The sequence below is a fragment of the Citrifermentans bremense genome (assembly GCF_014218275.1).
Classification (GTDB): Bacteria; Desulfobacterota; Desulfuromonadia; order Geobacterales; family Geobacteraceae; genus Geomonas; species Geomonas pelophila.
This window is the reverse complement of sequence record NZ_AP023213.1, coordinates 211,754-235,827: the sequence shown is the minus strand read 5'-3', so window position 1 is coordinate 235,827 and position 24,074 is coordinate 211,754. Positions and strand designations below refer to the sequence as shown.

At 62.6% G+C, this 24,074-nt stretch carries 22 protein-coding genes; 10 read left to right on the top strand and 12 right to left on the bottom strand.

From position 1 onward, the window contains the following. Nucleotides 1-82 precede the first annotated feature (82 nt). Nucleotides 83-283, top strand: a complete 201-nt coding sequence (locus GEOBRER4_RS00995) for a cold-shock protein (protein WP_185243854.1) — start codon at nucleotides 83-85, stop codon at nucleotides 281-283. A gap of 81 nt (nucleotides 284-364) precedes the next feature. On the opposite strand, the gene GEOBRER4_RS00990 is transcribed toward GEOBRER4_RS00995, so the two are convergent. Then, on the bottom strand, nucleotides 365-1,096 hold the full coding sequence (locus GEOBRER4_RS00990) for a pentapeptide repeat-containing protein (RefSeq protein ID WP_185243853.1): 732 nt from the start codon (nucleotides 1,094-1,096) through the stop codon (nucleotides 365-367). A 224-nt stretch (nucleotides 1,097-1,320) separates the two neighbouring features. Between GEOBRER4_RS00990 and uvrA the strand changes: the two genes are divergently transcribed. From uvrA to GEOBRER4_RS00970, 4 genes are all read left to right on the top strand, one after another. Then, the gene (uvrA, locus tag GEOBRER4_RS00985) at nucleotides 1,321-4,164 is read left to right on the top strand and encodes an excinuclease ABC subunit UvrA (RefSeq protein ID WP_185243852.1); all 2,844 of its coding nucleotides are present in this window, start codon (nucleotides 1,321-1,323) and stop codon (nucleotides 4,162-4,164) included. Nucleotides 4,165-4,192: 28 nt separating this feature from the next. Then, nucleotides 4,193-4,390, top strand: a complete 198-nt coding sequence (locus tag GEOBRER4_RS00980; RefSeq protein ID WP_226377853.1) for a hypothetical protein — start codon at nucleotides 4,193-4,195, stop codon at nucleotides 4,388-4,390. A 97-nt stretch (nucleotides 4,391-4,487) separates the two neighbouring features. Further along, nucleotides 4,488-5,054, top strand: coding sequence for a hypothetical protein (locus GEOBRER4_RS00975; RefSeq protein WP_185243851.1), 567 nt, complete (start codon nucleotides 4,488-4,490; stop codon nucleotides 5,052-5,054). A gap of 157 nt (nucleotides 5,055-5,211) precedes the next feature. Continuing rightward, nucleotides 5,212-6,198, top strand: a complete 987-nt coding sequence (locus tag GEOBRER4_RS00970; RefSeq protein WP_185243850.1) for a serine/threonine protein kinase — start codon at nucleotides 5,212-5,214, stop codon at nucleotides 6,196-6,198. 94 nt (nucleotides 6,199-6,292) lie between these two features. Here the strand turns inward: GEOBRER4_RS00970 and GEOBRER4_RS00965 are convergent, their stop codons facing one another. The 3 genes from GEOBRER4_RS00965 to GEOBRER4_RS00955 are packed head-to-tail and all read right to left on the bottom strand — an operon-like array spanning nucleotide 6,293 to nucleotide 8,690. Next, nucleotides 6,293-6,796: a DUF3450 domain-containing protein gene (locus GEOBRER4_RS00965; protein WP_226377852.1), complete on the bottom strand. Its 504-nt coding sequence runs from the start codon at nucleotides 6,794-6,796 to the stop codon at nucleotides 6,293-6,295. Then, on the bottom strand, nucleotides 6,793-8,121 hold the full coding sequence (locus tag GEOBRER4_RS00960; RefSeq protein ID WP_226377851.1) for a sensor domain-containing diguanylate cyclase: 1,329 nt from the start codon (nucleotides 8,119-8,121) through the stop codon (nucleotides 6,793-6,795). Before GEOBRER4_RS00960 ends, GEOBRER4_RS00965 begins: the two co-directional genes overlap by 4 nt. Before the next feature lie 44 nt (nucleotides 8,122-8,165). Then, a complete protein-coding gene (locus GEOBRER4_RS00955; protein WP_185243847.1) occupies nucleotides 8,166-8,690 on the bottom strand; it encodes a shikimate kinase in 525 nt (174 codons plus the stop codon). A gap of 177 nt (nucleotides 8,691-8,867) precedes the next feature. Here GEOBRER4_RS00955 and GEOBRER4_RS00950 point away from each other — a divergent pair, with 177 nt between their 5' ends. Then, nucleotides 8,868-9,137 (top strand): hypothetical protein, encoded by a 270-nt coding sequence (locus GEOBRER4_RS00950; RefSeq protein WP_185243846.1) that lies wholly within the window; start codon nucleotides 8,868-8,870, stop codon nucleotides 9,135-9,137. Between the two features lie 21 nt (nucleotides 9,138-9,158). Here GEOBRER4_RS00950 and GEOBRER4_RS00945 read toward each other — a convergent pair whose 3' ends face one another. From GEOBRER4_RS00945 to GEOBRER4_RS00935, 3 genes are read right to left on the bottom strand one after another with little or no spacing between them, the layout of a single operon-like run. Further along, the gene (locus tag GEOBRER4_RS00945; RefSeq protein ID WP_085814294.1) at nucleotides 9,159-9,446 is read right to left on the bottom strand and encodes a hypothetical protein; all 288 of its coding nucleotides are present in this window, start codon (nucleotides 9,444-9,446) and stop codon (nucleotides 9,159-9,161) included. Nucleotides 9,447-9,472: 26 nt separating this feature from the next. After that, nucleotides 9,473-10,258: a rhomboid family intramembrane serine protease gene (locus tag GEOBRER4_RS00940; protein ID WP_185243845.1), complete on the bottom strand. Its 786-nt coding sequence runs from the start codon at nucleotides 10,256-10,258 to the stop codon at nucleotides 9,473-9,475. Then, nucleotides 10,255-10,929 carry a hypothetical protein gene (locus tag GEOBRER4_RS00935; RefSeq protein ID WP_226377850.1) on the bottom strand — a complete coding sequence of 225 codons (675 nt, stop codon included), beginning with the start codon at nucleotides 10,927-10,929 and terminating at the stop codon, nucleotides 10,255-10,257. The genes GEOBRER4_RS00940 and GEOBRER4_RS00935 overlap by 4 nt, the downstream gene beginning before the upstream one ends. 208 nt (nucleotides 10,930-11,137) lie before the next feature. Between GEOBRER4_RS00935 and GEOBRER4_RS00930 the strand changes: the two genes are divergently transcribed. Together GEOBRER4_RS00930 and GEOBRER4_RS00925 are read left to right on the top strand one after the other, a co-directional pair. Beyond that, nucleotides 11,138-12,577 (top strand): hypothetical protein, encoded by a 1,440-nt coding sequence (locus GEOBRER4_RS00930; protein ID WP_185243843.1) that lies wholly within the window; start codon nucleotides 11,138-11,140, stop codon nucleotides 12,575-12,577. 37 nt (nucleotides 12,578-12,614) lie between these two features. Next, a complete protein-coding gene (locus tag GEOBRER4_RS00925) occupies nucleotides 12,615-13,799 on the top strand; it encodes a LysM peptidoglycan-binding domain-containing protein (RefSeq protein ID WP_185243842.1) in 1,185 nt (394 codons plus the stop codon). Between the two features lie 9 nt (nucleotides 13,800-13,808). Here GEOBRER4_RS00925 and GEOBRER4_RS00920 read toward each other — a convergent pair whose 3' ends face one another. After that, on the bottom strand, nucleotides 13,809-14,528 hold the full coding sequence (locus GEOBRER4_RS00920; RefSeq protein WP_185243841.1) for a lytic transglycosylase domain-containing protein: 720 nt from the start codon (nucleotides 14,526-14,528) through the stop codon (nucleotides 13,809-13,811). A 208-nt stretch (nucleotides 14,529-14,736) separates the two neighbouring features. On the opposite strand from GEOBRER4_RS00920, the gene GEOBRER4_RS00915 reads away from it, so the two are divergent. Then, complete coding sequence (locus GEOBRER4_RS00915) at nucleotides 14,737-15,423, top strand: YceH family protein (RefSeq protein WP_185243840.1); 687 nt, start codon at nucleotides 14,737-14,739, stop codon at nucleotides 15,421-15,423. 95 nt (nucleotides 15,424-15,518) lie between these two features. On the opposite strand, the gene gdhA is transcribed toward GEOBRER4_RS00915, so the two are convergent. The 4 genes from gdhA to GEOBRER4_RS00895 all read right to left on the bottom strand — a co-directional run bounded on the left by gdhA (nucleotide 15,519) and on the right by GEOBRER4_RS00895 (nucleotide 21,029). Beyond that, the gene (gdhA, locus tag GEOBRER4_RS00910; RefSeq protein WP_185243839.1) at nucleotides 15,519-16,868 is read right to left on the bottom strand and encodes an NADP-specific glutamate dehydrogenase; all 1,350 of its coding nucleotides are present in this window, start codon (nucleotides 16,866-16,868) and stop codon (nucleotides 15,519-15,521) included. A 372-nt stretch (nucleotides 16,869-17,240) separates the two neighbouring features. Further along, nucleotides 17,241-18,311 carry a type IV pilus twitching motility protein PilT gene (locus GEOBRER4_RS00905; RefSeq protein ID WP_185243838.1) on the bottom strand — a complete coding sequence of 357 codons (1,071 nt, stop codon included), beginning with the start codon at nucleotides 18,309-18,311 and terminating at the stop codon, nucleotides 17,241-17,243. Between the two features lie 44 nt (nucleotides 18,312-18,355). Next, nucleotides 18,356-20,074, bottom strand: a complete 1,719-nt coding sequence (locus GEOBRER4_RS00900; RefSeq protein WP_185243837.1) for a response regulator — start codon at nucleotides 20,072-20,074, stop codon at nucleotides 18,356-18,358. A gap of 151 nt (nucleotides 20,075-20,225) precedes the next feature. Then, nucleotides 20,226-21,029, bottom strand: a complete 804-nt coding sequence (locus tag GEOBRER4_RS00895; protein WP_085814304.1) for a triphosphoribosyl-dephospho-CoA synthase — start codon at nucleotides 21,027-21,029, stop codon at nucleotides 20,226-20,228. A gap of 426 nt (nucleotides 21,030-21,455) precedes the next feature. On the opposite strand from GEOBRER4_RS00895, the gene GEOBRER4_RS00890 reads away from it, so the two are divergent. After that, nucleotides 21,456-23,936 carry a penicillin-binding protein 1A gene (locus tag GEOBRER4_RS00890; RefSeq protein ID WP_185243836.1) on the top strand — a complete coding sequence of 827 codons (2,481 nt, stop codon included), beginning with the start codon at nucleotides 21,456-21,458 and terminating at the stop codon, nucleotides 23,934-23,936. The last annotated feature ends 138 nt before the right edge of the window (nucleotides 23,937-24,074 follow it).

The window sequence follows — 24,074 nt, the reverse complement described above, 5'->3', positions numbered from 1 at the left end:
AAAAGTGGTGCATAAAATCTTCACCTAGTGCCGGGGCCGGTCCCGGCAGATCAACCGCAGAGCAGCAACAGGAGAAGTGGTAATGGCAAAAGGCGTAGTGAAATGGTTCAATGACAGCAAGGGGTTTGGGTTCATCGAGCAGGACAACGGCGAGGATGTCTTCGTGCATTTCTCCGCGATCCAGAGCGAGGGGTTCAAATCTCTGGCAGAGGGCGATTCCGTCACCTTCGACGTCCAGCAGGGCCCCAAGGGCCTGCAGGCCGCTAACGTGACCAGGGTTTAAAGACAGCTTTAAACGACGAAAAAGCCCCCGGAGCTTGGCTCCGGGGGCTTTTTTCTTTTTGCCTGCGCGCCTGCCCGGGCTCTACTCGATACAGTTTCCGACCGAGCCTTTGCGGCAGACCGTCTTGTCGGTCCAAAGCGCTCCCTCAAGCTTCACCCCCACCATCCTCGTTCCGCGCAGCCTGGCCTGGTTCAAGGAGGCGCCGCGCAGGTCGGCGCCGGTAAGATCCGCCAGCTCCAGATCAGTCTCATCCAGCTTGGCCCGCCCAAGGTTCGCGCCCTGCAGGTTGGCCCGGCTGAAATTGGCCCCGCTCAGGTCGTAACCAACCAGGTTTGCGCCGCTCAGGTCGGTGCCGGAGAAGTCGCGCGTCGTGGCAAGAATCCCCTGAAGTTCGCCCTGCGTCAGGTGGCGGTTCAGGATCTTCCCGCTTGCCCCGGCTGACTTGGTACCTTTTTTGATCTTCCCCTTAGCTTTCGAACCCGCCTTGCCCGGTCCCTTTTTCTTCTTTTTAGCCGTGGCCTTTTTCTTCGCCGGGGCCTTCTTGTCTGCGGCGACCGAGGGGCCCTCGGTGGTTCCCTCCTTGGCCAAAGCCGCGAGCTTCGCCTGCGCCTCCTTCAGCGCACGGGCTTCGGCGGCGGCGTCCTTGGACGTAGCGTCGGTTTTGGCGCCAACGGAGTCGCCCTTTGCCTGGGCGGCAGGAGCAGCCGGAGCTGCAGGGGCGGCGGCTCCGGCCTCGCCCGCCGGAAGGGCTGCGGTGAAAAGCCACACTGCCAGCGAACAGGAAGCGGTGTGGCGTAGAAGTCGACGATTCATAGATACCTCCGTGACGGTGCTGCTCTCCCCGGAGCCAGCGGGGTAGGGACGCAACTCCCCTTCTTATCGGCAGCAGCCGAAAAAACTGAAAACGTTTACGTTAGCCCCAGCGCTTGCAGCGGCTCATTATATTCCGATGGTGCATAAGCTGCGGGCGCTGTGCTATATTTGTCAGTCGTGCCGCGGGTTCGGCACGGCCGAAGACAAACAGTTACGGGAGCATCATGGCAACGGACAAGATCATCATTAAGGGTGCCTGCGAGCACAACCTCAAATGCATAGACGTGGAAATCCCCCGGGACCAGCTGGTGGTGATCACCGGCATCTCCGGTTCGGGAAAGTCCACCCTCGCCTTCGATACCATCTACGCCGAGGGGCAAAGGCGCTACGTGGAATCGCTCTCCGCCTACGCTCGGCAGTTCCTGGAGCAGATGGAAAAGCCCGACGTCGAGTCGATAGAGGGACTTTCCCCGGCGATCTCCATAGAGCAGAAGACGACCAGCAAGAACCCCCGTTCGACGGTGGGGACCGTCACCGAGATCTACGACTACCTGCGCCTGCTCTTCGCCCGGGTCGGCAAACCGCACTGCTACAACTGCGGCCGCCCGATCACCTCCCAGACCGTTTCCCAGATGGTGGACCAGATAGCGGCGCTGCCGCAGGGGGCGAAGCTCACCCTACTCTCCCCCATCGTGCGCGGCAGGAAAGGGGAGTACAAAAAAGAGCTGGCGCAGTTCAGAAAGGACGGCTTCGCCCGTGTCGTCATCGACGGCGAAACCCACGACCTTTCCGAAGAGATCACCCTCGACAAAAAGAAAAAGCACGACATCGACATCGTGGTCGACCGGCTGGTGGTGAAAGCGGGGATAGAGAAGCGCCTCGCCGATTCGCTGGAGACCGCGCTTTCGCACGCGGAGGGTATCGTCAAGGTGGCGCTCTCTCCGGACGAGGAGCGCGGCGTCAAGGAGGAAACCCTCCTTTTCTCCGAGTCTGCCGCCTGCATCGAGTGCGGCATCTCCTACCCCGAGATGACCCCTCGCATGTTCTCCTTCAACAACCCGTACGGTGCCTGCCCCGACTGCACCGGCCTCGGAACCAGGATGTACCTCGACATCAACCTCGTGGTCCCGGACCACGACCTCACCCTGGCTGAAGGGGCGGTAGCCCCCTGGGAAACCCGTTTCTCGGGATGGTACCAGCAGACCCTCGCCGCCCTGGGGAAGAGCTACGGCTTCGACCTCGACACCCCGTACAAACAGCTCTCCAAGAAGGCCAAGGACGTGATCCTGAACGGGTCGCAAGGCGAGCTGGTCGATTTCTGGTGGGTGGACGACGCCGGCAAAAGGCACACCTACAAGAAGGCGTTCGAGGGGGTGCTGAACAACCTGGAGCGGCGCCACCGCGAGACCGACTCGGAGCAGGTGCGCGAGGAACTCGAGAAGTACATGGACGTCATGCCCTGCCCCACCTGCCAGGGGGCGAGGCTCAAGAAGGAGGCGCTCTTCGTCCTGGTGGGGGGACAGAACATCCAGCAGGTTACCGCCTACTCCATCCAGGACGCGCTCACTTTCTTCGACTCGCTGGCCCTCACCGAGAAGGAAGAGGACATCGCCAGGAGGATCCTGAAGGAGATCCGGGAGCGGCTGAACTTCCTGGTCAACGTCGGCCTCGACTACCTGTCGCTGGACCGCTCCTCCGGCACCCTCTCCGGCGGGGAAGGGCAGCGTATCAGGCTCGCCACCCAGATCGGATCCTCGCTGGTCGGGGTGCTCTACATCCTGGACGAGCCCTCGATCGGGCTGCACCAGCGCGACAACGGTCGGCTCTTGTCCACGCTGAGGCACCTGCGCGACATCGGCAATACGGTACTCGTGGTCGAGCACGACGAGGAAACCATCTCCGAGGCGGACTGGGTCATCGACATGGGGCCGGGCGCAGGTATCCACGGCGGCGAGGTTGTGGCCGAAGGAACGCCCGCCGAGATCATGGCCAACCCCCATTCGCTAACCGGCCGCTACCTCTCCGGCGCACTCTCCATAGCCATCCCGAAGAAGCGCAGGAAAGGGAGCCGGTTTCTCTCCATCGAGGGGGCAAGCGAGAACAACCTGAAGAACGTCTCGGTCGACCTGCCGCTCGGCGTCATGACCTGCATCACCGGGGTATCAGGGTCGGGCAAATCCTCGCTCATCATCGACACGCTCTACAAGACCCTGAACCAGCGGCTCTACAAGAGCCGGGAAAAGGCGGGGGCGGTCCGGGCCATCCACGGCATGGAAGTCCTGGACAAGGTGATCAACATCGACCAGTCCCCCATCGGCCGCACCCCGCGCTCCAACCCCGCCACCTACACCGGGCTCTTCACCGAGATCAGGGAAATCTTCGCCCAGCTCCCCGAGTCGAAGATGCGCGGCTACAAGCCGGGGCGCTACTCCTTCAACGTGAAGGGGGGACGCTGCGAGGCCTGCTCCGGGGACGGCATCATCAAGATCGAGATGCACTTTCTCCCCGACGTGTACGTGCAGTGCGAGGTCTGCAAGGGGGCGCGCTACAACCGGGAGACGCTGGAGGTCCGCTTCAAGGGTCGCTCCATCGCCGAGGTCCTGGACATGACCGTTTCCCAGGCCCTGGTCTTCCTGGAGCATATCCCGCGCCTTAAGGCAAAGCTGCAGACACTGGAGGAGGTAGGACTCGGGTACATCAAGCTGGGGCAGTCGGCCACCACCCTCTCCGGCGGCGAGGCCCAGCGCGTGAAACTCGCCAAGGAGCTTTCCAAGCGGGCCACCGGGCGCACCATCTACATACTGGACGAACCGACCACCGGGCTTCACTTCGCCGACATCGCCAAGCTCCTCGAGGTGCTGCACAAGCTGGTGGACGCGGGAAACACCATCGTGGTCATCGAGCACAACCTCGACGTGATCAAGACGGCGGACTGGATCGTCGACCTGGGCCCTGAGGGGGGTGACCGCGGCGGCGAGGTGATAGCGGTGGGTACCCCGGAGCAGGTCGCCCGGGTGGAACGCTCCTACACCGGACAGTACCTGAAGAAGATGCTCCCGCAAGGGTAGCGGCACGCGGTGAATCAAGGAGAAGCCTATGACCGCACACGACAGGCAAGGCGGCTGCGGCAGCGAGTTCGGAAAAGAAGGTTGCGCCGCCTGCCGCTGCGAGGACCTTTTCCCTTATTGGTGCCAGACCTGCAGCCGTTCCGTCTCTACAGGGCGCTGCCCGTACTGCGGGCTGAAGGCAAAGAAGAAGAAAGGGGGAACGGGAGGGCCTCCCAACAAAAATTGAACTAATTTTAACGGAAGCTGACGCTGAAAATTTTTGCGCTATAATTGCCACGTCGTCTTTCTGGCCGCGTAAGTGGTCTTTTTATAAGGCATTTACCATGCGCAAGTTCATCTTCGTCCAAGCCGTGCTGTTTTTGCTGCTGCTCACCCAGGCCGGGTGCAGCCATCTGCTGCCGCGGGGGAAGAGCATCACCGAGTCCCCCTTCCAGAACTATTCCGACGCTAAGGCTGCCTTCGACCAGATAGAGATCGGCAAGACCACCGTCGAGGACCTGCAGAAGTTGGGGTTCGACGTGACCTCTGCTCCCAACCTGAAGCTCTTGAACTACCTCGACATAGCCGCGACGGTCCAGGCGATCCCGAACAAGGACCTCGACCCCGGCCTGCAGGCCTGCCTCAAGGCCAGGGCTAACTGCCGGGCCTACCTCTTCGAGCCCAAAAGGACCTACACCAAGCGAGTGGGAAACTTCTGGCTCGACATCTTCAACTTCAAGCGCAAGAGCCACGAGACAGGGTGGCGTTACAAGGCCCTCATCGTCTTCGTCAACCATCACGTGGCCTACAAGCTCTCCAGCGGAGAGCCTCAAATCGACCAGGTCAATGACCAGGTCAACCCCCTCGGCCCGTTCCAAGCCCCGGCAGACATGGTTACCCGGGCGCTGTAGCGCCCCGCCTGCGGTTTCACCGCAGGAACTCTTTCCAGCAGGTCCCCCGACGGGTCATGCGGCTGCACCCGTCTCTTCTCTTGGTTTTCCACGATGAATGGTGCTATGTTAGGGCGCTGCGCCGGCCAGGCCGCAGCACAGAGGAGAAGCGCCATTTATGAAAGAATCATCCCACCCTTTTTCCGCCCTCACCCCCAACTTCATCATGGACGCCGTCGAAAGCCAGGGGTTCCGTTGCGACTGCCGCACCTCCGCGTTGAACAGCTACGAGAACCGCGTGTATCAGGTGGGGATCGAGGAGGAGAAACCGCTGATCGCAAAGTTCTACCGCCCGGGGCGCTGGAGCGACGATCAGATCAGGGAGGAGCACGAGTTCTGCCTCGAACTGGCGGAACACGAGCTCTCCGTGGTCGCGCCCTGGGCGAACTCCGCCGGTGATACGCTCTTCCATTACGACGGCTTCCGCTTCGCCCTCTACCCGCGCCAGGGTGGGCACGCCCCCGAGTTCGACAACGACGAGAACCTGGTGATCCTCGGCAGGATGCTGGGGCGCATCCACAACATCGGCGCAATCCACCCCTTCCTGCACCGCCCGGCCCTCGAAAGCCGCAGCTTCGGGCACGAAAGCGTGGCCCTCATCGAGGAGCGCTTCATCCCCGAGGAGTACCGCGCGAGCTACAAGGCTGTCACCGGGCAGCTATTGGCCGCCATCGACGAGGCCTTTGCCAAGGCGCAGGGTGTCTCCCAGATCAGGGCGCACGGCGATTGCCATGCCGGCAACATCCTTTGGCGCGACGGCGCGCCGCACTTCGTCGACTTCGACGACGCCCGCATGGCCCCTGCGGTCCAGGACCTCTGGATGATGCTTTCCGGCGAGCGGTCGCGCCAACTGGTGCAGCTGGAACAGCTGGTTAAGGGGTACACCGAGTTCCGGGACTTCCACCCGGGGGAGCTGAGGCTGGTGGAGCCGCTGCGCGCCCTGCGCATGCTGCACTACAGCGCCTGGCTGGCGCGGCGCTGGGAGGACCCCACCTTCCCCATCACCTTCCCCTGGTTCAACACGGTGCGCTACTGGGGGGAGCATATCCTGCAGCTGCGCGAGCAGTTGTCGGCGCTCGACGACCCTCCACTGGAACTTCCCTGAAAATAGAAAAAGGCGGTCGTAAGTCGATCGCCTTTTTCCTTTCACGCCGGCAGCTCCCGCAGCCAGATCATCCCTTTGTTTTCCCGCAGCCCTGTCAGCGCACGTTTTTTTCCAGTTCCTGGTCGAGGCGCTTTAACCGCTCAAGGCTATTGTTCAGGTCGTTGATCTCCTTGGTGAGGGACTGGTTGTTTCCCTTGAGGCTTTTGTTCTGCCGCCTCAGATCGTCCGCCACTTCGATCAGGTCGTTAAGCTGGGCAGCCTGTGCGTTCCAGGGGCTTTTGGGGTACTCCTTGGCCAGACGCCGGAGCAACTGCTGGGACTGAACCGATGCCGACCGCTCCAGCCCCGGCTTCAGCGTGAGCAGGGCCAGACGGAAAAGCGCCTGATCAGTCACACCGGGGGCCGGGGGGGCGCTGACCACGGCATGTAGCGCCTTGGCTGCGCCTGCCGCATCTCCCCGTCCCAGCATCTCGTCGGCCTGCTCCAGTTGCCTGGACGCCGTGTAACGCTGCACCAGGTTCCCCTGGGGGGCTTTCCCGGTGCTGGCGCATCCCTGGCAGAGCGCGATGACGATAAAGCAAATCGGTAGCTTTTTCACGCGGCATCCCCCGATGTCCATACCAGATAGTTGCTTCCAGGGGTCTCCTTGGCGCTGTCCTTCACCTTCGCCGCGGCCCTGGCGATGTCTACGGCCGAAGAGAACTGGTCGCTGCCGCAGATGATTACCGCTATGGAGATGGTGACCACCGGGAAGAAGCGCTGCACCCCGTAGCGGTCGCACCCCTCGATGCCGCCCGCCTCAAGGTCCTGCGGGCTGTAGTGCTTCACCACCTCCGCGTTGAAGCTGTCGATGACCGCCTCGCAAACCGGTCTTGCCCAGTCGGTCGGGAGCACCATCACGAAGTCGTCCCCCCCCACGTGCCCGACGAAGCCGGCGGGGCCTCCATGCTCCTTTACCGCGGCCTGGATCAGGTCGCCGGTCAGCCGGAGCAGCTCGCTCCCCTTGGCATAACCGTAGTGGTCCCCGAAGGGCTTGAAGTTATCCAAGTCGGCGTAGCAAAAGGCGAACGGTGCCCCGCTTTTCAGCCGCTCCTCCAGTTCGCGCTCGATGGCGGCGTTGCCGGGAAGCCTGGTCAGAGGGCTCGCGTCCAGGCTCATCTGTTCGAGGACCTTGAGCCGCGCCGCCATCTTGGTGAAGTCCCTGGCCAAGTCGCTGATCTCGTCGCCGAGCGGGATCTGCGGGTCGTAGTCGAAGTCCCCGGCGGCGATCCGGTCCGTCGCGCGCTGCAACTTCCTGATCGCCCCGAAGATGCGATAGGTGACGAAAGGCGCGACCCCTATGGCCAACAGGAACCCGGTCAGGGAGATCACCACCGTCCACCAGATCGTCGCCTTCTGCTGCTGGTTCGCCTTAGCCAGCACCGTGTGCAGATGGGCCTTGCGCTTGACGTAGGTCGCGTCCACCGCCTGAAGCAGCTGCCGTGCCGACCGCCGCAGCTGAACTTCACTCCCCGGGTTCCCCGAGAAAAGCTTCGCGGAAGCGCCCTGGTAGCTTTGATAAAGCCGCCTGAGCTGGCTTGCGTCCTGCTTGGCGCCGGAGGTCTCCAACACCGCCAGATTCTGCAGCGCTTCCGACTCGCGCTGCCGGAACAGATCGATGAAAGCCGGGTCGTGCAGGATGGCGTATTTACCGGCGAAGCCTTCCTGGGCCAGCAAGGAGGTGCGCAGTTCGATCAGGGCGCTCATAACCGGCAGGTCGTTGTTTGCGATCTGCCGGGAGGTGTTGTTGCTCTTGTAGATGTTGAAGGCAGAGAAGACGAGCGCGGCCATGGTGAAAAAGGCCATGGCGGCATAGCCCGCGCCGATCTTCTGTATCAGCGTCAGCCTGGGCAGGTTGAATTTCGCAGGAGCATTTGTGTCCATCGATGATGACATGGGCTAGATATTAGAGGACGCTGAAAGCAAAGTCAACTTTGACGGTCCGCGGCATGGTACTCCTGCCACTGTGACAGTACCCGCGCTGCCGCCTCTTCAGGGGTGCAGCTGTCAAGCAGAACCACCATCTGCGCATACTTTCTGTAAAGTGGAAACCTCTGGGCATACAGTTCTTCCAACCCGCCCTGATCCATCCCGACTATGCCGCGCGGCGCCTCGAGCGCGATGTGGCTCCGGATGGCGCCGACGGGTAGGTCGAGGAAAACGACCGTGGCGATGGAGCGAAGGTGCAGCATGGCCGCCTCTGAGTAGACGACGCTCCCGCCGGTGGCAATCACGGTCCGCTGCGCAGCTTCCAGGCTCAGCACTGTCTGCTCCTCTATCAGGCCGAAGGCCTCCGCCCCCACCAGTTCGATCACGGCCTGCAGCTTCAGCCCGAAGCGTTGCTCGATGAGCCGGTCCGTGTCCAGGAAATCCCACTCAAGCCTGTCTGCCACGATTCTCCCCGCAGCGCTCTTGCCCGCCCCGGGCATCCCTATCAGTGCCATCGCCTGCATAACTGCTCCCTCATGGGCTCCGTGCCCTTCTGTGCGCAATACCATCCAGCGACAAGAATATTACCAACTAATGTGAAAGCAGGCCGGGAAGTTCCGGCAAAGATAGGGCTTCCAGAACATTAAAACCACTGGCGAGCGAAAACAAATTAGCTATACAGTGCCGCGAAAGGGGTGCGGGTGGATCTGTTGAGGGCGGGAAGGGAGGGGGTCGAGCTGCACGCCAGCACGCTTTCCCAGGAAAGCGGCTACTACCTGTTCAAGGCGGTGAAGCCCGGCGATTACCTGGTCGTCATCCCGGACCAGGAGCTGGCCAGGCTGGACGCGGCCCCGCCCCAGCCGCTGCGCGTGGCGATGCCCGATGGCGGGGACATGGTCTCGGGACAGGATTTCCTGCTCGAGCCAGCCTCCGCACTCCCCACCCTTGAGGCGGCGGCAAACAGGAGGTGAAACCGAAGGAGGTGGTTTGGGTCAGTTCTTAGCCGGCAAAAGTGTCGCTTCCAGGAGCTCGCGCAGCACCCTGTTGGCGCCCGACTCCCGGTTCACGATCGCCTTGCGCTCTCTGCGCGACAGGAAGGCGCCCAGGTGCTCCGCTGCCTCGGCGGTACTTCCCGCGATCGAAGCGGAGAGGTGGCAAAGGATCTGCACCGGCAGGCCGTTTTTGAACCCCTCTACCAACTTGCCGATCTCCTCGTGGCGCTTCTCGTAGCTCCAGGTCTGGTAGACTTCGTCTCCGATATTGTTAAGCTGGTGCAGCATTTGGCCTCCGTTTTCGTCGTGCGCCGCTATTTCTTATGTTCGTGGCTGAAGATGTGATCCCTGCAGTAGCCGTGCTGCCCGTTGCACTTGGGGCAGTAGCGGAAGTCCATGTCGGGATGGGTTTTGTCGGTGATGCCGCAGGTGGTGCACTTGTGGCTTAAAGGCTGCTCCTTCCTGGGTGCCTTGGCCACGGTCTTGGCGATCTGCCGCCTGCCGTGCCTCAAGTTCAGCGCGATGTCCCGGGCGAAAAAGATGAGGAAGTTCGCGGTCGCCGCCAGCACCATCACCCGCGCGGTCCAGTCACCGAAGACGAACTGATAGGCGTAGCCGAGCCATGTGAGCAGGGCGAGCCACTTGACCTTGACCGGGAGGATGAAGAAGAGCAGGATCTCGAACTCCGGGAACAGGGCTGCAAAGGCAAGGAAGACCGAACCGGCGAGAAAGGCGTTGCTGATGGGGTAGGAAGGGACCAGGAAGGAAGCCCCCAGCGTGATCAGGCACCCCAGGAAAAGGTAAGCGTTGTAGCGGAAAGCCCCCCAGTACTCCTCCAGCGCGGACCCCAGCATGTAGAAGAAGTACCAGGCGACGAGGGTGAAGAGGACTCCTGAGCGCGGCGGATCGAAGGGGATGGTGAAGATGCGCCACCACTCACCCGCCAGCAGCAGGTCGGCGGAGAAGTAGGTCGAGCTCCGCTCCAGCTTCCCGGAGAGGTACATGACGTAGAAAAACGACTGTCCGGCGATCAGGTACAGGGTCAGGTTCGGGATTGCGAAGCGCCCGAGCTTTTTCTCCAGCAGGTCTATGGTTCTCATTGCGCGGGATCGGGTCCTTTTTGAGCCGGCAGCACGCTGCCGGGAGTTGGCGATTGGGTTCTGACGGCCATGGTGCCGGCGTCGGCAACGGCGCCTGTATGCGTCAGGACACCCTGCTTTAGAAGGGCATCCCGTTCGGTATCCGTGATGACCTTGATCCTGGCGAGCGCCTCGATATCGACCTTTCTGGCATGCTCCACGGTGTAGGCGAAGTCCTCGGTACCATAGCTCGAGCCTCGGGGATAGACGTTGCGCACCATCACCTGCAGCGGCGACGGGTACTCGAACAGATGCTCCTCCCACTCTCGCCGCTGGTCGTTGGTCATCCCCGTGTACCAGACGTGGTGCGCCAACTCGTGCAGCATCATGGAGCGCAACTCCTGGTCGCTGTATTTCTGGTACAGGTTCCGGTAGATGAGCTTCGTGTCGGGGCGGTACGCGCCCAGGCGATGCTTCACCTCGCTGGGCATCATCGGCTCGTCGAAGGAGTCCCCGGCGACCCTCAAGGTGCTGCGGTCGCGGTCGTAGCGGTCGAAAAGGGTGGCGAGGAAGAGGTCGGAGCGGGAAAGCTGCTGCACCTTCTCTCCAAAGCCCCAGCTGACCGGAACATAGGTCGTAGCGCACCCGCTGGAGAGCAAGGCCAGGAGCAAAAGCGACCGCATTTTAACCATAGACGGCATCGTTACCCCGGCCCCGTCGCTGTCAGCGCGACGGGAAGACCCTGCGCAATCTACCACATTATTTTATTAAAGCGCAACCACCGCTCTCTTCGTCCGGTAGCCGACAGCCGGCTCATTTTCATCCCATGGGCTGAATAATATTGATTATTGCGCTCCCCTACCCTAAAATGTCGCCGAATTCGAATACCAGAAGGAAAACATGACCAGCGTCCTCTTAATATCGGATAGCGAAAGGGTGCAGCGCATCTTCCAAGGCCTGGAAGAAAAGGGAGTGCTGAAGCTGCAGTCGGCATCGACCCTCCCTTCCGGGGAGGCTCAGATAGCTTCTTCCCCCTGCGACTTCACCTTCGTGCAGAGCCGTATCTCTGGTTTTTCCGGAGACATACTGCTGCGGCACTTGGAGAAGATGCTGCAAAAGGGGGCCGCGCTGGTCCTTTTGGGGGATGCCGAGGATGCCGGGCAGGCGCGAAAGTACGGCAGGCAGTCGGTCGACCTGACCCTTTCAGACGAGCTTCTGGCGCAGACCGTTGCGGCCGTTGTGACCGGCGCGCCGCTCCCGGCGGAGGAGACTGTTGAAGCTCCTGCTGCGCCCAAGCCCGCCCCGAAACAGGAACCCGTGCCGTCAGAAGCTAAAGACGAGGAAGCCGAGCCTTCCGCCGCACCAGACGCCTCCCCAAAAGAGGCCGCCGATCCTCTCGCGTCGCCTTTTGAGGAGGCGATGCAACGCGCCGCGGCTGGCGTTACCCCCATCAAGGCAAGCCTGCTCGAGGTCGAGGACCGGGTGGAAATTGGCAAAGGAGGTCCCGGTGGCAGGAAAGAACCGGCCTCGCCGCCGCCCACCGCCGAGGCCCCGGTGCGGCCGGAAAATGACGATTTCTTTGCCGGCGAGACCCTGCAGGAAGCGATGCGCCGGATCGAAAAGAAAAAGAGCCGTCGCCCATACCTTCTCATCGTGCCGGCTTTGGTGCTGATCGCCATCCCATTGATCTCGTACACCGTCGGGAAGAGGTCGCCCCTCAATCTCGAACTTTCCCCTTCTTTCAAGTCGGCGCAAAAAGCCCCTGCAACTCTTCCCGCTCCGAAACCCAAGGAGGCGCCTGCCGCGCTTCCCGGCGCTCTGGCGGATAGCTCCGGGAAGGCCCCGGCAAAGACGGAGCCGGCACCCCCGCAAACGGGAAAACCAGCCATGCCCCCCGCCGCTACGGCCGTGCGACCGGAGCCGCAGCCGGCGCAAAAGGCCGCCCCCCCCGCCCCCACTGCAGCCAAACCGTTGGCAAAGCGCGGAGCCGAGCGGCTCCCCCCGACGCTGGAAGGGACCAAGCCTGACCCGCAGTACGGCAAGACCCACCCGGGTTGGGAGCGTTACGTCGGGCGCCTGGCGGAGTACAAGCTATACCGGGAAAACAACCTCTACAAGGCGCTGCAGGTGGTCCCCGTCGCCGGCGGGACCATTTCCGACGACCTCTTCGACAGGATACTGAGAGAGTTCGGCGGGGCGGACAGCTACCGCGTCGAGTCCAGCGAAAAGAAGGGCGGCTACCTCATCGAGCAGGCCAGCACCAAAGGCAACACCGCTCTCACCATCTATCGAAACCTGAATACCCGCAAGGTAAAAGGCTTAGTCGTTTACTACCGTTGAATGGCCGGTCCTGAAATAAGGCAAGTGAGGTAAGTTGATGATCAATCCGACCAAGGCCAAGGGAATGCTCCTGCTGGCACTCCTTTCGCTGCCGTACCAGTTGCACGCAGCGCCGCCGCAGTATGAAATCGACCTGAAGGAGCTGGACCGGCAAAAGCCCGCCCCGGCACCCAAGCCGGCAAAGCAGGAGCTCCCCGCCAAGAAGCAGGCTCCAGCTAAAAAGGGAGCACCCGAGGAGACCCCACGTCCCGCCAAGGGAGCGACAGCCACCGCGCCCAAAGGGGAGTACGTCCGCTACACGGTGAAGCCGGGCGACCACATCTTCAAGATCCTCATGGTCAACTTCGGCATGTCCAACGAAGCGGCCGAGCGTATGATCCCGGAGATAGTACGGATCAACGACATCAGCAACATCAAGGCGCTGACGGTGGGACGCACCCTGCTGATCCCGGCAAAGGGGAAACAGGTGCAGAGCGGACACCACAAAAGGAAAGAGCGGCACAAGGGAAAACCGCTGACAGCCGCGGCTCCCGAGGCGCAGCCGTCCAGTTCCCAGGAAAAAGCGCCTGCCGCGACGTCCGCCCCTGCCCCCGAGGCACCCGAAGCCGCGTCACAGGCACCCGAAGCCGCACCGCGGGCACCCGAGCCGGCACCTGAGTCCCGCCCAGCAGAACCTGCGCCCACCGCTCCGGTCCCCGTCGCTCCGGCTGCCCCCGCAGTACCGGCTCCACCTGCTGTGCCGCAGGCCGCAACCTGGGTCTGCCCGGCGCCCAGGCAGAACACGGCAGCGATCGTCGACTCGCTGCTCAGCGCCATCTCCGCCTCCTGGAGCAAGAACAGGATCATCCACTCCGGCAGCGGAGCCCCCACCACTTTCAGCATCAGGGTGGACCGCTACTTCGAGTACAAGGGGGGGCGCTACATCGTCAGCATCGGCGAGAACGACCCTTACAACTACACGCTGATCAGGCTGCTCGAGGCGGCAGGGTACCGCGTACTGATGTTGAACGGGAACGAGGACTTCAAGACGACGTCGGACAAGCTGTTCAAGCTCGTCGGCATCCAGCCTGAGTTCGGCACTCATCTGCTGCCGGGGGGGGCACAGGCGACAGGGTACCTGCTCCAGCAGGAAGACGCAGGGGGGAGACGGATTTTGGTTACGGAAGGTGCGCCGCCCCCGGGGCACAAATGGGTGCTGCCCCAGGGATGCGGCTCGAAATAAAAGGGTGAGTTACGGGATGGGGGGGGCTGCGGCGTCCCCCTGTTCCATGGCGGGATCGCCGCTTTGGGGGGCCAGGGAGTTCTGCTGGATGCTGCTGCCGAGCGCGCTTTGCAGCGAGGAGTCAGCCAGGGACGGAGTTTCCTCCTTCAGCACCTCTTTGGGGGACGGGATCGCTCCCTTAACCTTGACGGTGAACTCTTCTCCCTTTCCCTGGGCGGCGTGGTCGACCCAGCCGTCGACCTTCTCCCGGACCAGGTCCTCGATCCTCCTGTTCAGCGGCGTATAGGCCGCTTCCTGCTTCAGCGGCTTCACACGCTGCAACTGGTCGAAGACCTTCTTGGAGTACTTGTCCCGCTTGTCGGGGGTCTGGCTGTTGTAGCAGCCTATGGCCTTCCAGGTGTAGCCATACTTCTCCATGCACATGGAAAGGATCCAGGCACCCGTCTTCACGCTGTTGCACGGATCGCCCAGGGAGTTCCAGCGTTCCTTGCCGATGGTGGGGGCCCAGATGGAGTTTATCTGCATCAGCCCGAAGTCATATGAACCGTTGGTGTTGTAGTTGACGGCGGCGGGGTTGAAGTTGGATTCAACCTTGGCTATGGCGCGAAGGATCTGCGGGTTGATGCCGTATTGCTGGCCCGCCTCTTCGAAGCAGAAGGCGGATGCATCCGCTGCCAGCGCCAGGTTCAAGGCGGCAACCGCTAGAAGCAGTTTGGCTTTACCTGTCATCGGAACCTCTTTTGGGGGTGTAAGGTCATCTGCAGGAGGAGGCTCAGGCGGGTTTTCCCTGCCGATGTCTGCCCGCCGCCTGTTCCGCGACCGGCACAATCCGGCCAATAATACCTTTTCCCGGTGATGATGTCACCTGCTAATGTGCCGAAGCCCCCCGCACCCTGTCGTGCGGCGCTCAGCGCAACCGCCGCAGAAGGAGCAGCCGATGAGAATGAACCTGAGCGAGCTGGAGATCAGGATCCTGGGGTGCCTCATGGAGAAGGAACTCGCGACTCCCGAGATCTATCCCCTGACCCTCAACGCCTTGGCCGCCGCCTGCAACCAGAAATCGAACCGCGACCCGGTGATGTCGGTCACCGAGGCGGAGCTCCTGCGCGGGTTGGAGGCGCTGGGAGGGCGAGGGCTCGCCCGCCTCACCACCACCGGCGGGCGCGTCCCCAAGTACTGCCATTCTGTCGCGGAGAAACTCGGCCTTGCAGCCGCCGAGTGCGCGGTGCTGGCGGAACTGATGCTTCGCGGCGCACAGACGGCGGCCGAATTGCGCAGCCGGGCGGAGCGGATGACGGCGCTCGTGGACATCGAGGTGGTGGAGGAGGCCCTTTTGAAGCTGCAGCAGCACGGCCCGCCCCTGGTGGCGAAGCTCCCGCGCCAGCCCGGGCGCAAAGAGCCGCGCTACCTCCAGCTCTTTGCCGGGATGCCTGACCTGGCCGACCTGCCGGAAGCGCCGGAGGAGAAGGAGCCTGCGGCCGCGGTCCGTCCTAGAGCGACTACCGCAAGCCCCGCTGCGGGAAACGAGCGGCTGGAGCGGCTGGAGGAGGGAATTGGCTCCCTGCGGCAGGAGATCGCCGCACTGCACCGGGAGGTGCAGGAGATGATGGACGCATTCGCCTGAGCCCCCCCGGAAGCTCCAGCCTGGCGAAAAGGCAAAAAAGAAGGCCCGACATCTCTGTCGGGCCTTCTTTTTTGAAGCGGTGTTGAAGTGCGGTACTAGATCAGGCCGTGTGCGACCATAGCCTTGGCTACCTTGATGAAGCCGGCGATGTTGGCGCCGTTCACGTAGTTGCCCGGGGTGCCGTACTCTTCCGCGGTCTGGTAGCAGGTGTCGTGGATGTTCTTCATGATCTGCGCCAGACGCTGTTCGGTGTACTCGAAGGTCCACGCGTCGCGGCAGGCGTTCTGCTGCATCTCCAGAGCGGAGGTGGCTACGCCGCCTGCGTTGGCAGCCTTGCCCGGGCCGTAAGCGATATTTGCCTCGAGGAACACCTTGACCCCTTCCGGAGTGGTCGGCATGTTGGCGCCTTCGCCGACCGCGATGACACCGTTTTTGACCAGGGTAGCTGCGTCCTTGCCGTTGATCTCGTTCTGGGTCGCGGAAGGCATCGCCACCTGGCAGGGGATCTCCCAGATGTTGCCGTTGGGGATGTACTTCGCGTCCTTGTGGTATTGCACGTAGTCCGCGATGCGGCGGCGCTCCACTTCCTTGAGCTGCTTGATCAGGTTGAGGTCGAGGCCCTTCTCGTGGTAGATCACGCCGTTGGAGTCGGAGCAGGTGATGCACTTGCCGCCCAGCTGGTGGATCTTCTCGATGGTGTAGATAGCCACGTTGCCGGAACCGGAAACGGAGCAGATTTTGCCGTCGAAGGCCTCCTTGCGCACCTTCAGCATGGCGTCGACGAAGAAGGTGGCGCCGTAGCCGGTCGCCTCGGTGCGTACCAGCGAGCCGCCCCAGTCAAGGCCTTTGCCGGTGAGGACGCCGGGCTCGTAGCGGTTGGTGATGCGCTTGTACTGGCCGAACATGTAGCCGATCTCGCGGCCGCCCACCCCGATGTCGCCGGCGGGAACGTCGGTGTGCTCGCCCAGGTGACGGTACAGCTCGGTCATGAAGCTCTGGCAGAAACGCATGATCTCGTTGTCGGACTTACCTTTGGGATCGAAGTCGGAGCCACCTTTGCCGCCGCCGATGGGGAGGCCGGTCAGGGAGTTCTTGAAGATCTGCTCGAAGCCCAGGAACTTGATGATCCCGAGGTATACGGAGGGATGGAAACGCAGGCCGCCCTTGAAGGGTCCGAGGGAGCTGTTGAACTCGACGCGGAAGCCGCGGTTGATATGGACGTTGCCGTTGTCGTCCTGCCAGGGCACTCTGAAGATGATCTGGCGCTCCGGCTCGCAGATCCTCTCGATGATCTTGCGCTCTGCGAACTCCGGGTGCTTAACCAGCACCGGTCCGAGGGACTCGAGGACCTCGCGGACCGCCTGGTGGAACTCTACCTCACCGGGGTTGCGCTTGAGAACTTCCTGAAAAATCGGCTCTACCTTCTCGTCAATCTGTGGCGACATACTACCTCCTAGTGGCATTGAGTCAGAGTGTTTTGATCACTCTTTAATCAGTTTTTGCCCTGACAGGGGGAGCCCCCCTGACCGGTGCCACATATATATGCACGCGCTGAACCATTTTTGTGCAGCCGTGCCCGAAAAAGATGCACAGATTCTTACCTGGCCGATTTAGCAGGTAAATTTTCCCTCCCGCCAGGAAAACCATGCTTTCTTTTTGGGCAAAAAGGCACCATCAGTGTTTACATTAGCTACACTACTAATGTTCAGAGTTACACAAAAGACGTTCTTTCAGGCAGGAAAGAAGAGAGTGCCACAGTAAAAAAAGGGGGGTGCCGCAAAAAGCGGCACCCCCTTTTCATGCGGCTAAAGGGGAGGCTAGTTGGTGAACAGCAGTTTCCGCTCCAGATCCATGGAGTGGGAGAGCCGCTTGGCGTCCTCCATGGTGATCTGCTCCTGCTCGTGCAACTGGATCAGGTGTTGGTCGAAGGTCTGCATCTGGTACTGGCTGCGGCCGTTTTCCATGTGCGCCTCGATCTCGTCCAGCCTCCCTTCCCTGATGCAGCTCTGGATGGTGGTGGTGGCGCGCATGATCTCAAGGACCGGCAGGATAGCCTCTCCGGTCTTGTTCATCACCAGGCGTATCGAGATGGTGGCGACCAGTATGTCAGCAAGCCTTTGGCGCACGATCTCCTGGGCATCCGGGGGGAAGTGCCCCACGATCCTGTTGATGGTGGAGACCGCCCCCTGGGTGTGCAGGGTGGAGAGAACCAGGTGCCCCGTCTCGGCGGCCATGAGGCAGGATTCGATGGTGGCGGTGTCGCGCATCTCGCCGACCATGATCAGGTCCGGGTCCATGCGCAGCGCGGCCTTCACCGCGGAACTGAAGCTGTCGGTGTCTATCCCCACCTCGCGCTGGATGATGCAGCTCTTCTCGGACTTGAACAGGAATTCGATCGGGTCCTCGATGGTGATGCAGTTGTAGGCGAGGTTCTCGTTGATGTAGCGCAGTATCGAGGCGAGGGTGGTCGATTTGCCGTTGCCGGTGGGACCGGTGACCAGGATGAGGCCGTTGGGCGCCTTGGCTACCTCGCCCAGCACCGACGGGAGCCTGAGTTCCTCGAAGGTGCCGATGTTCGCGGGGATGACCCTCATGATGATGCCGAAGTTCCCGCGCTGCTTGAAGATGCTGACGCGGAAACGGGCGCCGCTTGGCAGGGAGAAGGAGGTGTCGAATTCCTTCTGGTCGACCTCCCAGCGGCGGTTGTGATGCGCCATGATCTGCGAGGCGATGAACTCGGTGTCATCGGAGGTGAGGCTCGGCAGCTTGGAGCGGATGATCTGCCCCTTGCCGCGGAAAAACGGGGGATTGTCCACCTCGAAATGCACGTCTGAAACCTTCTTGTTGAAGGCTATTTCAAGAATCTGGACGAAGATCTTGGAATCCATGCCCCCCCCTGTAGCTTGAATGTAATGACAGCGAAGCTTGCTGCTTATTTTTGCGCGCACCTTTTACGGTACAGCACGTTGTCTATGATGAGCCCTGCGTGCAGCGAGAGAATCTCGAGCAGTTGCAACTGCGGGTCCGCCCCGGCGCTGGAACCGAAGTCGGCGTAGATGACGGCGATCACCCTGCCGAAGCTTCTGACCGGAAGCAGCAGGATCCTGCTGCTGGCGGGAGCGCCGATGGCCGGAAAAATGGTCTCGCGCACCGCGCGGTCGGCGTCGCCGTAATAGATCTCGCCCTCCAGAGCCCTCTGGTACAGGCTGGGCTCCCCGGTCGGGATGCGCAGTTTCACCGAGGTGACGGCGCCCGTGTCGCTCGTCCCGATGGCGCGTTCCGCTATCAGCTCGGAGCGCACCACCACGAGGGTGACCCCCCGCTGGAAAAAGCCGCAGGCGGCCTGCAAGAGCGAGAAGGTGACCTCCGGCGGGTCGCGCTGCTCCGAGAGGTCCAGGAAGCTGCTCCTGAACCTGGGCAAAAGCGCGGGCCCGGGCTCCTCGACGCGCTTTTCCAGGTAGGCGGCGAGCGTCCGGCAGCTCTCGACGGTGTCCGCGATGAAGCTTTCGGGGCGCTCCTTCCTGGTGGCGCGGGGCAAAAAGGCGCTAGCGCCGGCTTCCAGCACCCGGGCGAAGAGCCCGTAATCACCAGGGGAAGCGAGAACGACGACAGGGAGATCGGGGTAGCGCCCTCGTCTTTGCTGCAACAGGGCTAGAAAATCCGCCCCCTCGCCGCGCTCCCTGGAGTCGCCGGCATCGACCAGCAGCAAGGGTAGCCGCTGCCTGGAAAGGGCCTGGTCCAAGACGGCGTCAACCTGCGACGGATCGTCGGTAGCGCAGAGAAAGCTCGCACCGCAGACAGCACCCACACATTCGCGCAGCACCTTGTCGCCGGTGTAGAGCACCACCCCGGTTGCGCCGCCCTTCTCCGGCCGCGACGCCAGTTGCTCCAGGTAGCGGAGAAGCTTCTGCTGTTCCTCGGCGGAGATCCCGGAAAGCTCGTCCCGGAGCCGGCTTGCGGGCGTGTCCGGAAGCTCCTGGGTCAGCGGGGCGAAGTGCTGGGGGATGCGCCTTTCCAGCTCGTCCAGCTCTTCCAGCCCCAGGTCGGCCGCGGATATCTCGCCGGCGCCGGTCGGCGCTTCCGCCAACGAGGGCTCGGCCGTGCCGAACATCGCTTCCGGGGTGAGGGTGCCGTCGCGCTTTCTTTCGTCGTAGATGCGCAGGGCGTCCATCAGCAGGTTCTGGGTGTTGAGGTGGATCTCCTGTTTGACCTTTTCGGGGAAGTAGCGGTAATCGTCGGAAACTATTGATTTGGTTACGTCGAGGGAGAAGGTGCCCCTGGTCCAGGTGAGCACCTCGACGATGGTCATCTCGATCAGCGCCTCCAGCCCCTTGTAGGCGTCCGAAGTCTTGACCATGCCACCTTCGATGAGGGTCTGGATGATGGGCTTGCGCTGGGGGCCGGCCGATCGCTGCTCCTTGAGCGCCAGGTCGAGGTTCTCTTTGGTGATCAGCCCCATGCCGAGCATGATCTGTCCGATCCGTACGCTGTTGTTCACGTGGTTCGCGCTCACCACGAACCCGTCCAGGAAGACCAGCTGGCTTTCGCCCTTGGCGCTTTTCAGGGTCAAGGTGCCGGATTTGCCGGTCGCGTGCAGCAGTTGGATCACGTCGACTATGGGCAGGTGCTCTAAATCGCCGTCAAATGACATGCAGGTACCCTTATCTTGGATGGTGGTGCGGGTATGGGAGCGTTCCACGGTTCTGCCGGGAGCCGGGCCGCAGGACTCTCCCCGCCGACGGCCCAAGAGCTGGCAAGCGGCGTGATATTAGCATGCGTAAACGGTCAAGTAAACGGTAACCTCAGGCCGCCTCGAGTTCCCCGGTATGGCTGAGCCAGGCGAGGGCCAGTGCGAGCACCCCTGCCACTCCCCCCATGGTGAGCCTGGCGCTGGTGTAGTGGGAGTTCCGCTCGGCGAGAAAGCCGAGGAAATCGTCCCGCTGCGCCACCATCCGCTCCAGGTACCTGCCGTCCTCCCTAACCGTCTTAAGGCCGCTTCTGCCGCCGCTTTTCAAGGTGGTGCTGTCCTCCACCGTCTGCATCAGGCGCCCCAGCATGGCGAATACGGCGCTGCCGCGGTTGCCGGATGCGACCTCGCGCCTGAACACCGGGAGCGCCTGTTCGAACAGGGAGGGGAGCCCCGCGAGGGCCTCCTCCCTGATGCCGCCCCCCTGGAAGCGGTTGCGCACGCGGGTGGAGGAGCCGGGCTCTCCGTGCTCGAAGAACCTGGCCGCGAGTGCCGCGATGGACGCGCGCAGGGCGGTCTCGTCCCGGCTTGGGGCGCAGGCGCTGGCGCAGATAAGGAGCCCGCCGAGAAAGATGTACCCCTTGTGGCAGCTACTCCCGATGGCCCGGTGCACCGCCCGCTCCGCCGCTGCACCGAGCCGGACCTGTTCGGCCAGGTCGGCGCCATCGGCGACAGCCTGGCTCAGGTCGAGCAGGTACAGTGCCACGATCTTGAGCGACTCCTCCATGCTCCGCAGGTCCAGGCCGCGGAGCGGTCCGCTGTCGGCAAGGTCCACGAGCCCCGGCTTCGGGGTCAGGTAGAGCTCCATGAAGGCGCCACGCACCAGGTTGTGGGCCAGCTTTTCCAGATAGTTACGCATTTCACCTCGTCATCCGTCGCAGGTTGCCAGCTGTAGCGCGTCATCTTAGCACCTTTTCTGGCCCGCAATAAACCTGTATACGCTATCCCCGCCCTCCCCCCGGCTTTGCGGCACGTTACTGAGCCGGTCTTCCAGGAACTGCCTCGACAGGGAGTCAATCGGGCATTGCCGGGAAAACTTTATAGATATTTCATCCTTAGCCGGGCGCCGGGCCGCCGCCCCCGGCAGGGAACGGGTGCCGTGCACAATAACCTTGAATTAGTAGATGGTTCTAGGATAATCTCGCTCTGGCATCGGTTCCCCCCTGCCCTGCACATCCAGATGCACCGCCTTAGAAGCTTAAGCTTCCCCGCCGCACCGAACCTTCTAGGGCGCCACGCCCCGCCTTTGCCGGGCGCATCCGACCACTGGAGAAAGACAACACCTATGGAAACCTATAAGGCGCAGTCCCGGCAGCAAAACCGGAGGCTCAAGCGGCGTTCGGGAGGGAAGGTCGTCCTCGCGACGTTCGCGGCAGTATCCACCATCGTGCTCCTGGCCTTCGCCGGCTATTTCTTCTACCTTTTGGGGGCGCTTCCCAAGGTCGACCGCCTGGCCGACTACCGCCCGCCGATCCTTTCCCAGGTCTACGGCGCCGACGGCACCCTCGTCGGCGAGTTCTACCTGGAACGGCGCACCGTGGTCCCGGTCGACAAGATGCCCAAGCGGCTGATCCAGGCCTTCGTCTCCGCCGAGGATTCCAACTTCTACCAGCACAAGGGGATCGACTATCTCGGGATCGCCAGGGCCGCTTTCAAGAACCTGATCTCCATGCGGAAGAAGGAGGGGGCCTCCACCATCACGCAGCAGGTCGCCAAGTCCATGCTGCTCACCCCGGAAAAGAAGTTCTCCAGAAAGCTCAAAGAGGCCATCCTCGCCACCCGGATGGAGGAGCGGCTCTCCAAGGACGAGATCCTCTACATCTACCTGAACCAGATCTACCTGGGCGCGGGCGCCTACGGCGTGCAGCTTGCCGCCGAGACCTACTTCGGCAAGGAAGTGGAGAACCTGAACCTCGCCGAAATGGCGATGCTGGCCGGGCTCCCCAAGGCCCCCAACAGCTACTCCCCCATCAAGCACCTGGACCGGGCCAAGGAGCGTCAGGCCTACGTGCTGGAGCGGATGGTGAAGGAGGGTTACATCACCCAGGCCGAGGCGCAGTACGCGAAGGCGACACCCATCGTGATCCAGCCGCTCAAGAAGGTGAACGCGGAGCAGTCGGCCTATTTCCTGGAGCAGGTGCGGCAGCAGCTGGTGCAAAAGTACGGCGAGGAGCGGCTCTACAAGGACGGACTCAAGATTTACACGACGATGAACGCCCAGATGCAGAAGGCCGCCTATACCGCGGTCGTAAACGGCCTCAAGGCGGTGGACAAGCGCCAGGGGTTCCGGGGCGCCGCGAAGTACCTCCAGGAAGCCGAGGTGGAGCCTTTCTGCAAGAAGGTCGAGGACGAGATCGACGACCTCTCCCTGAAGGAGGGGAGCATCTACCAGGGGGTGGTGACCGGCGTCGACCCTGAGAAACGTGAGCTCACCGTGCAGGTGGGAGAGCGGACCGGCACCGTCCCGAGGAAGAACATGGAGTGGGCCGGGAAGCTGGAGCTCATCCCCCGGTTCGGCAAGCCCGAGGCAAAGCGCGCCATTGGCCTTGGCGCCGTCCTGGAGCTGCAGGTGAAGGTCCCGGACCAGAACAAGACCGGCGCGGTGTTCGCGCTGGACCAGGTCCCCGAGGCGCAGGCAGCCCTGATCGCCCTAGATCCCTTGACCGGAGGGGTGCGCGCCATGGTAGGTGGGTACGACTTCAAGAAGAGCCAGTTCAACCGCGCCATGCAGGCGAAAAGAAACCCGGGTTCGGCGTTCAAGCCGATCATCTACGCTGCGGCCCTCGACAACGGCATGACGACGGCAAGCGTCATCGACGACTCCCAGGTCGAGTACGAAAGCGGCGCGGAGAAGGCCTGGAAGCCAAAGAACTACGACAACGTCTACCGCGGACCGGTAACCATGCGCGAGGCGCTCACCGAGTCGATCAACGTGGTGAGCGTGAAGATCCTGGAACAGATCGGGGTCGGAGCGGCCATCGACTACGCCAAGAAGATCGGCATCACCTCGCCTATGGCGAGCAACCTCACCCTGGCGCTTGGCTCCTCCTCGGTCACCCCGATGGAGCTCACCAGCGCCTATGGCGTGTTCGCCTCCGGCGGCTACCGGACCACCCCCTACTTCGTCACCAAGGTGCTGGACCGCGAGGGTAACGTGCTCGAGGAGACCGCGGAGCCGAAGATCCCCGTTTTCCGCCGGATGTCGTCTGCCGGCGAGGGGGAAGGGAACCCGCCTCAAGGCGACGGGGAACAGCCCCCCCAAAAGCCGGAAGAGCCGGTCTTGACTTCGTCGACCGGCGGGGCGTTCCCGGTGATCCCGCCGGAGACGGCGTTCATCATGACCAACCTGATGCAGAGCGTGGTCACCAGCGGCACCGGCGGTCGTGCGCGCGCGGTCGGGAGGCCGGTCGCCGGCAAGACCGGGACCACCAACGACATGAAGGACGCCTGGTTCGTGGGGTACGTGCCGCAACTGGTGGCGGGTGTATGGGTGGGATACGACCAGGAGCGGAGCCTCGGAGCCGGGGGGTCGGGGGGGCAGGCGGCGGCGCCCATCTGGACCGAGTTCATGCAGCAGGCCCTTGCCGGCCTGCCGGTGAGGTCGTTCCCCACCCCAGGAAACGTGACCTTCGCCCTCATCGACCCGCACACAGGGCACCTGGCACGCGAGGGGACCCCCGGTGCGGTGCAGGAATGCTTCATCGCAGGGACCGAGCCGACGAGCTACGGCGCCGAGCCGCAGACAGAAACGGACACAGCGCCGTAACCTACCGTTTTTACACGGTTTGATTGGGCCAAACACGGGCGCGGCAGACGACGGCGGCAGCGCCGCGAAGGGCTGCCAGGCGCGGTTCTACGCCTCAAAGCAGGGGCTAAAACCGCACCAGTTCTGGAGAAAATGGCG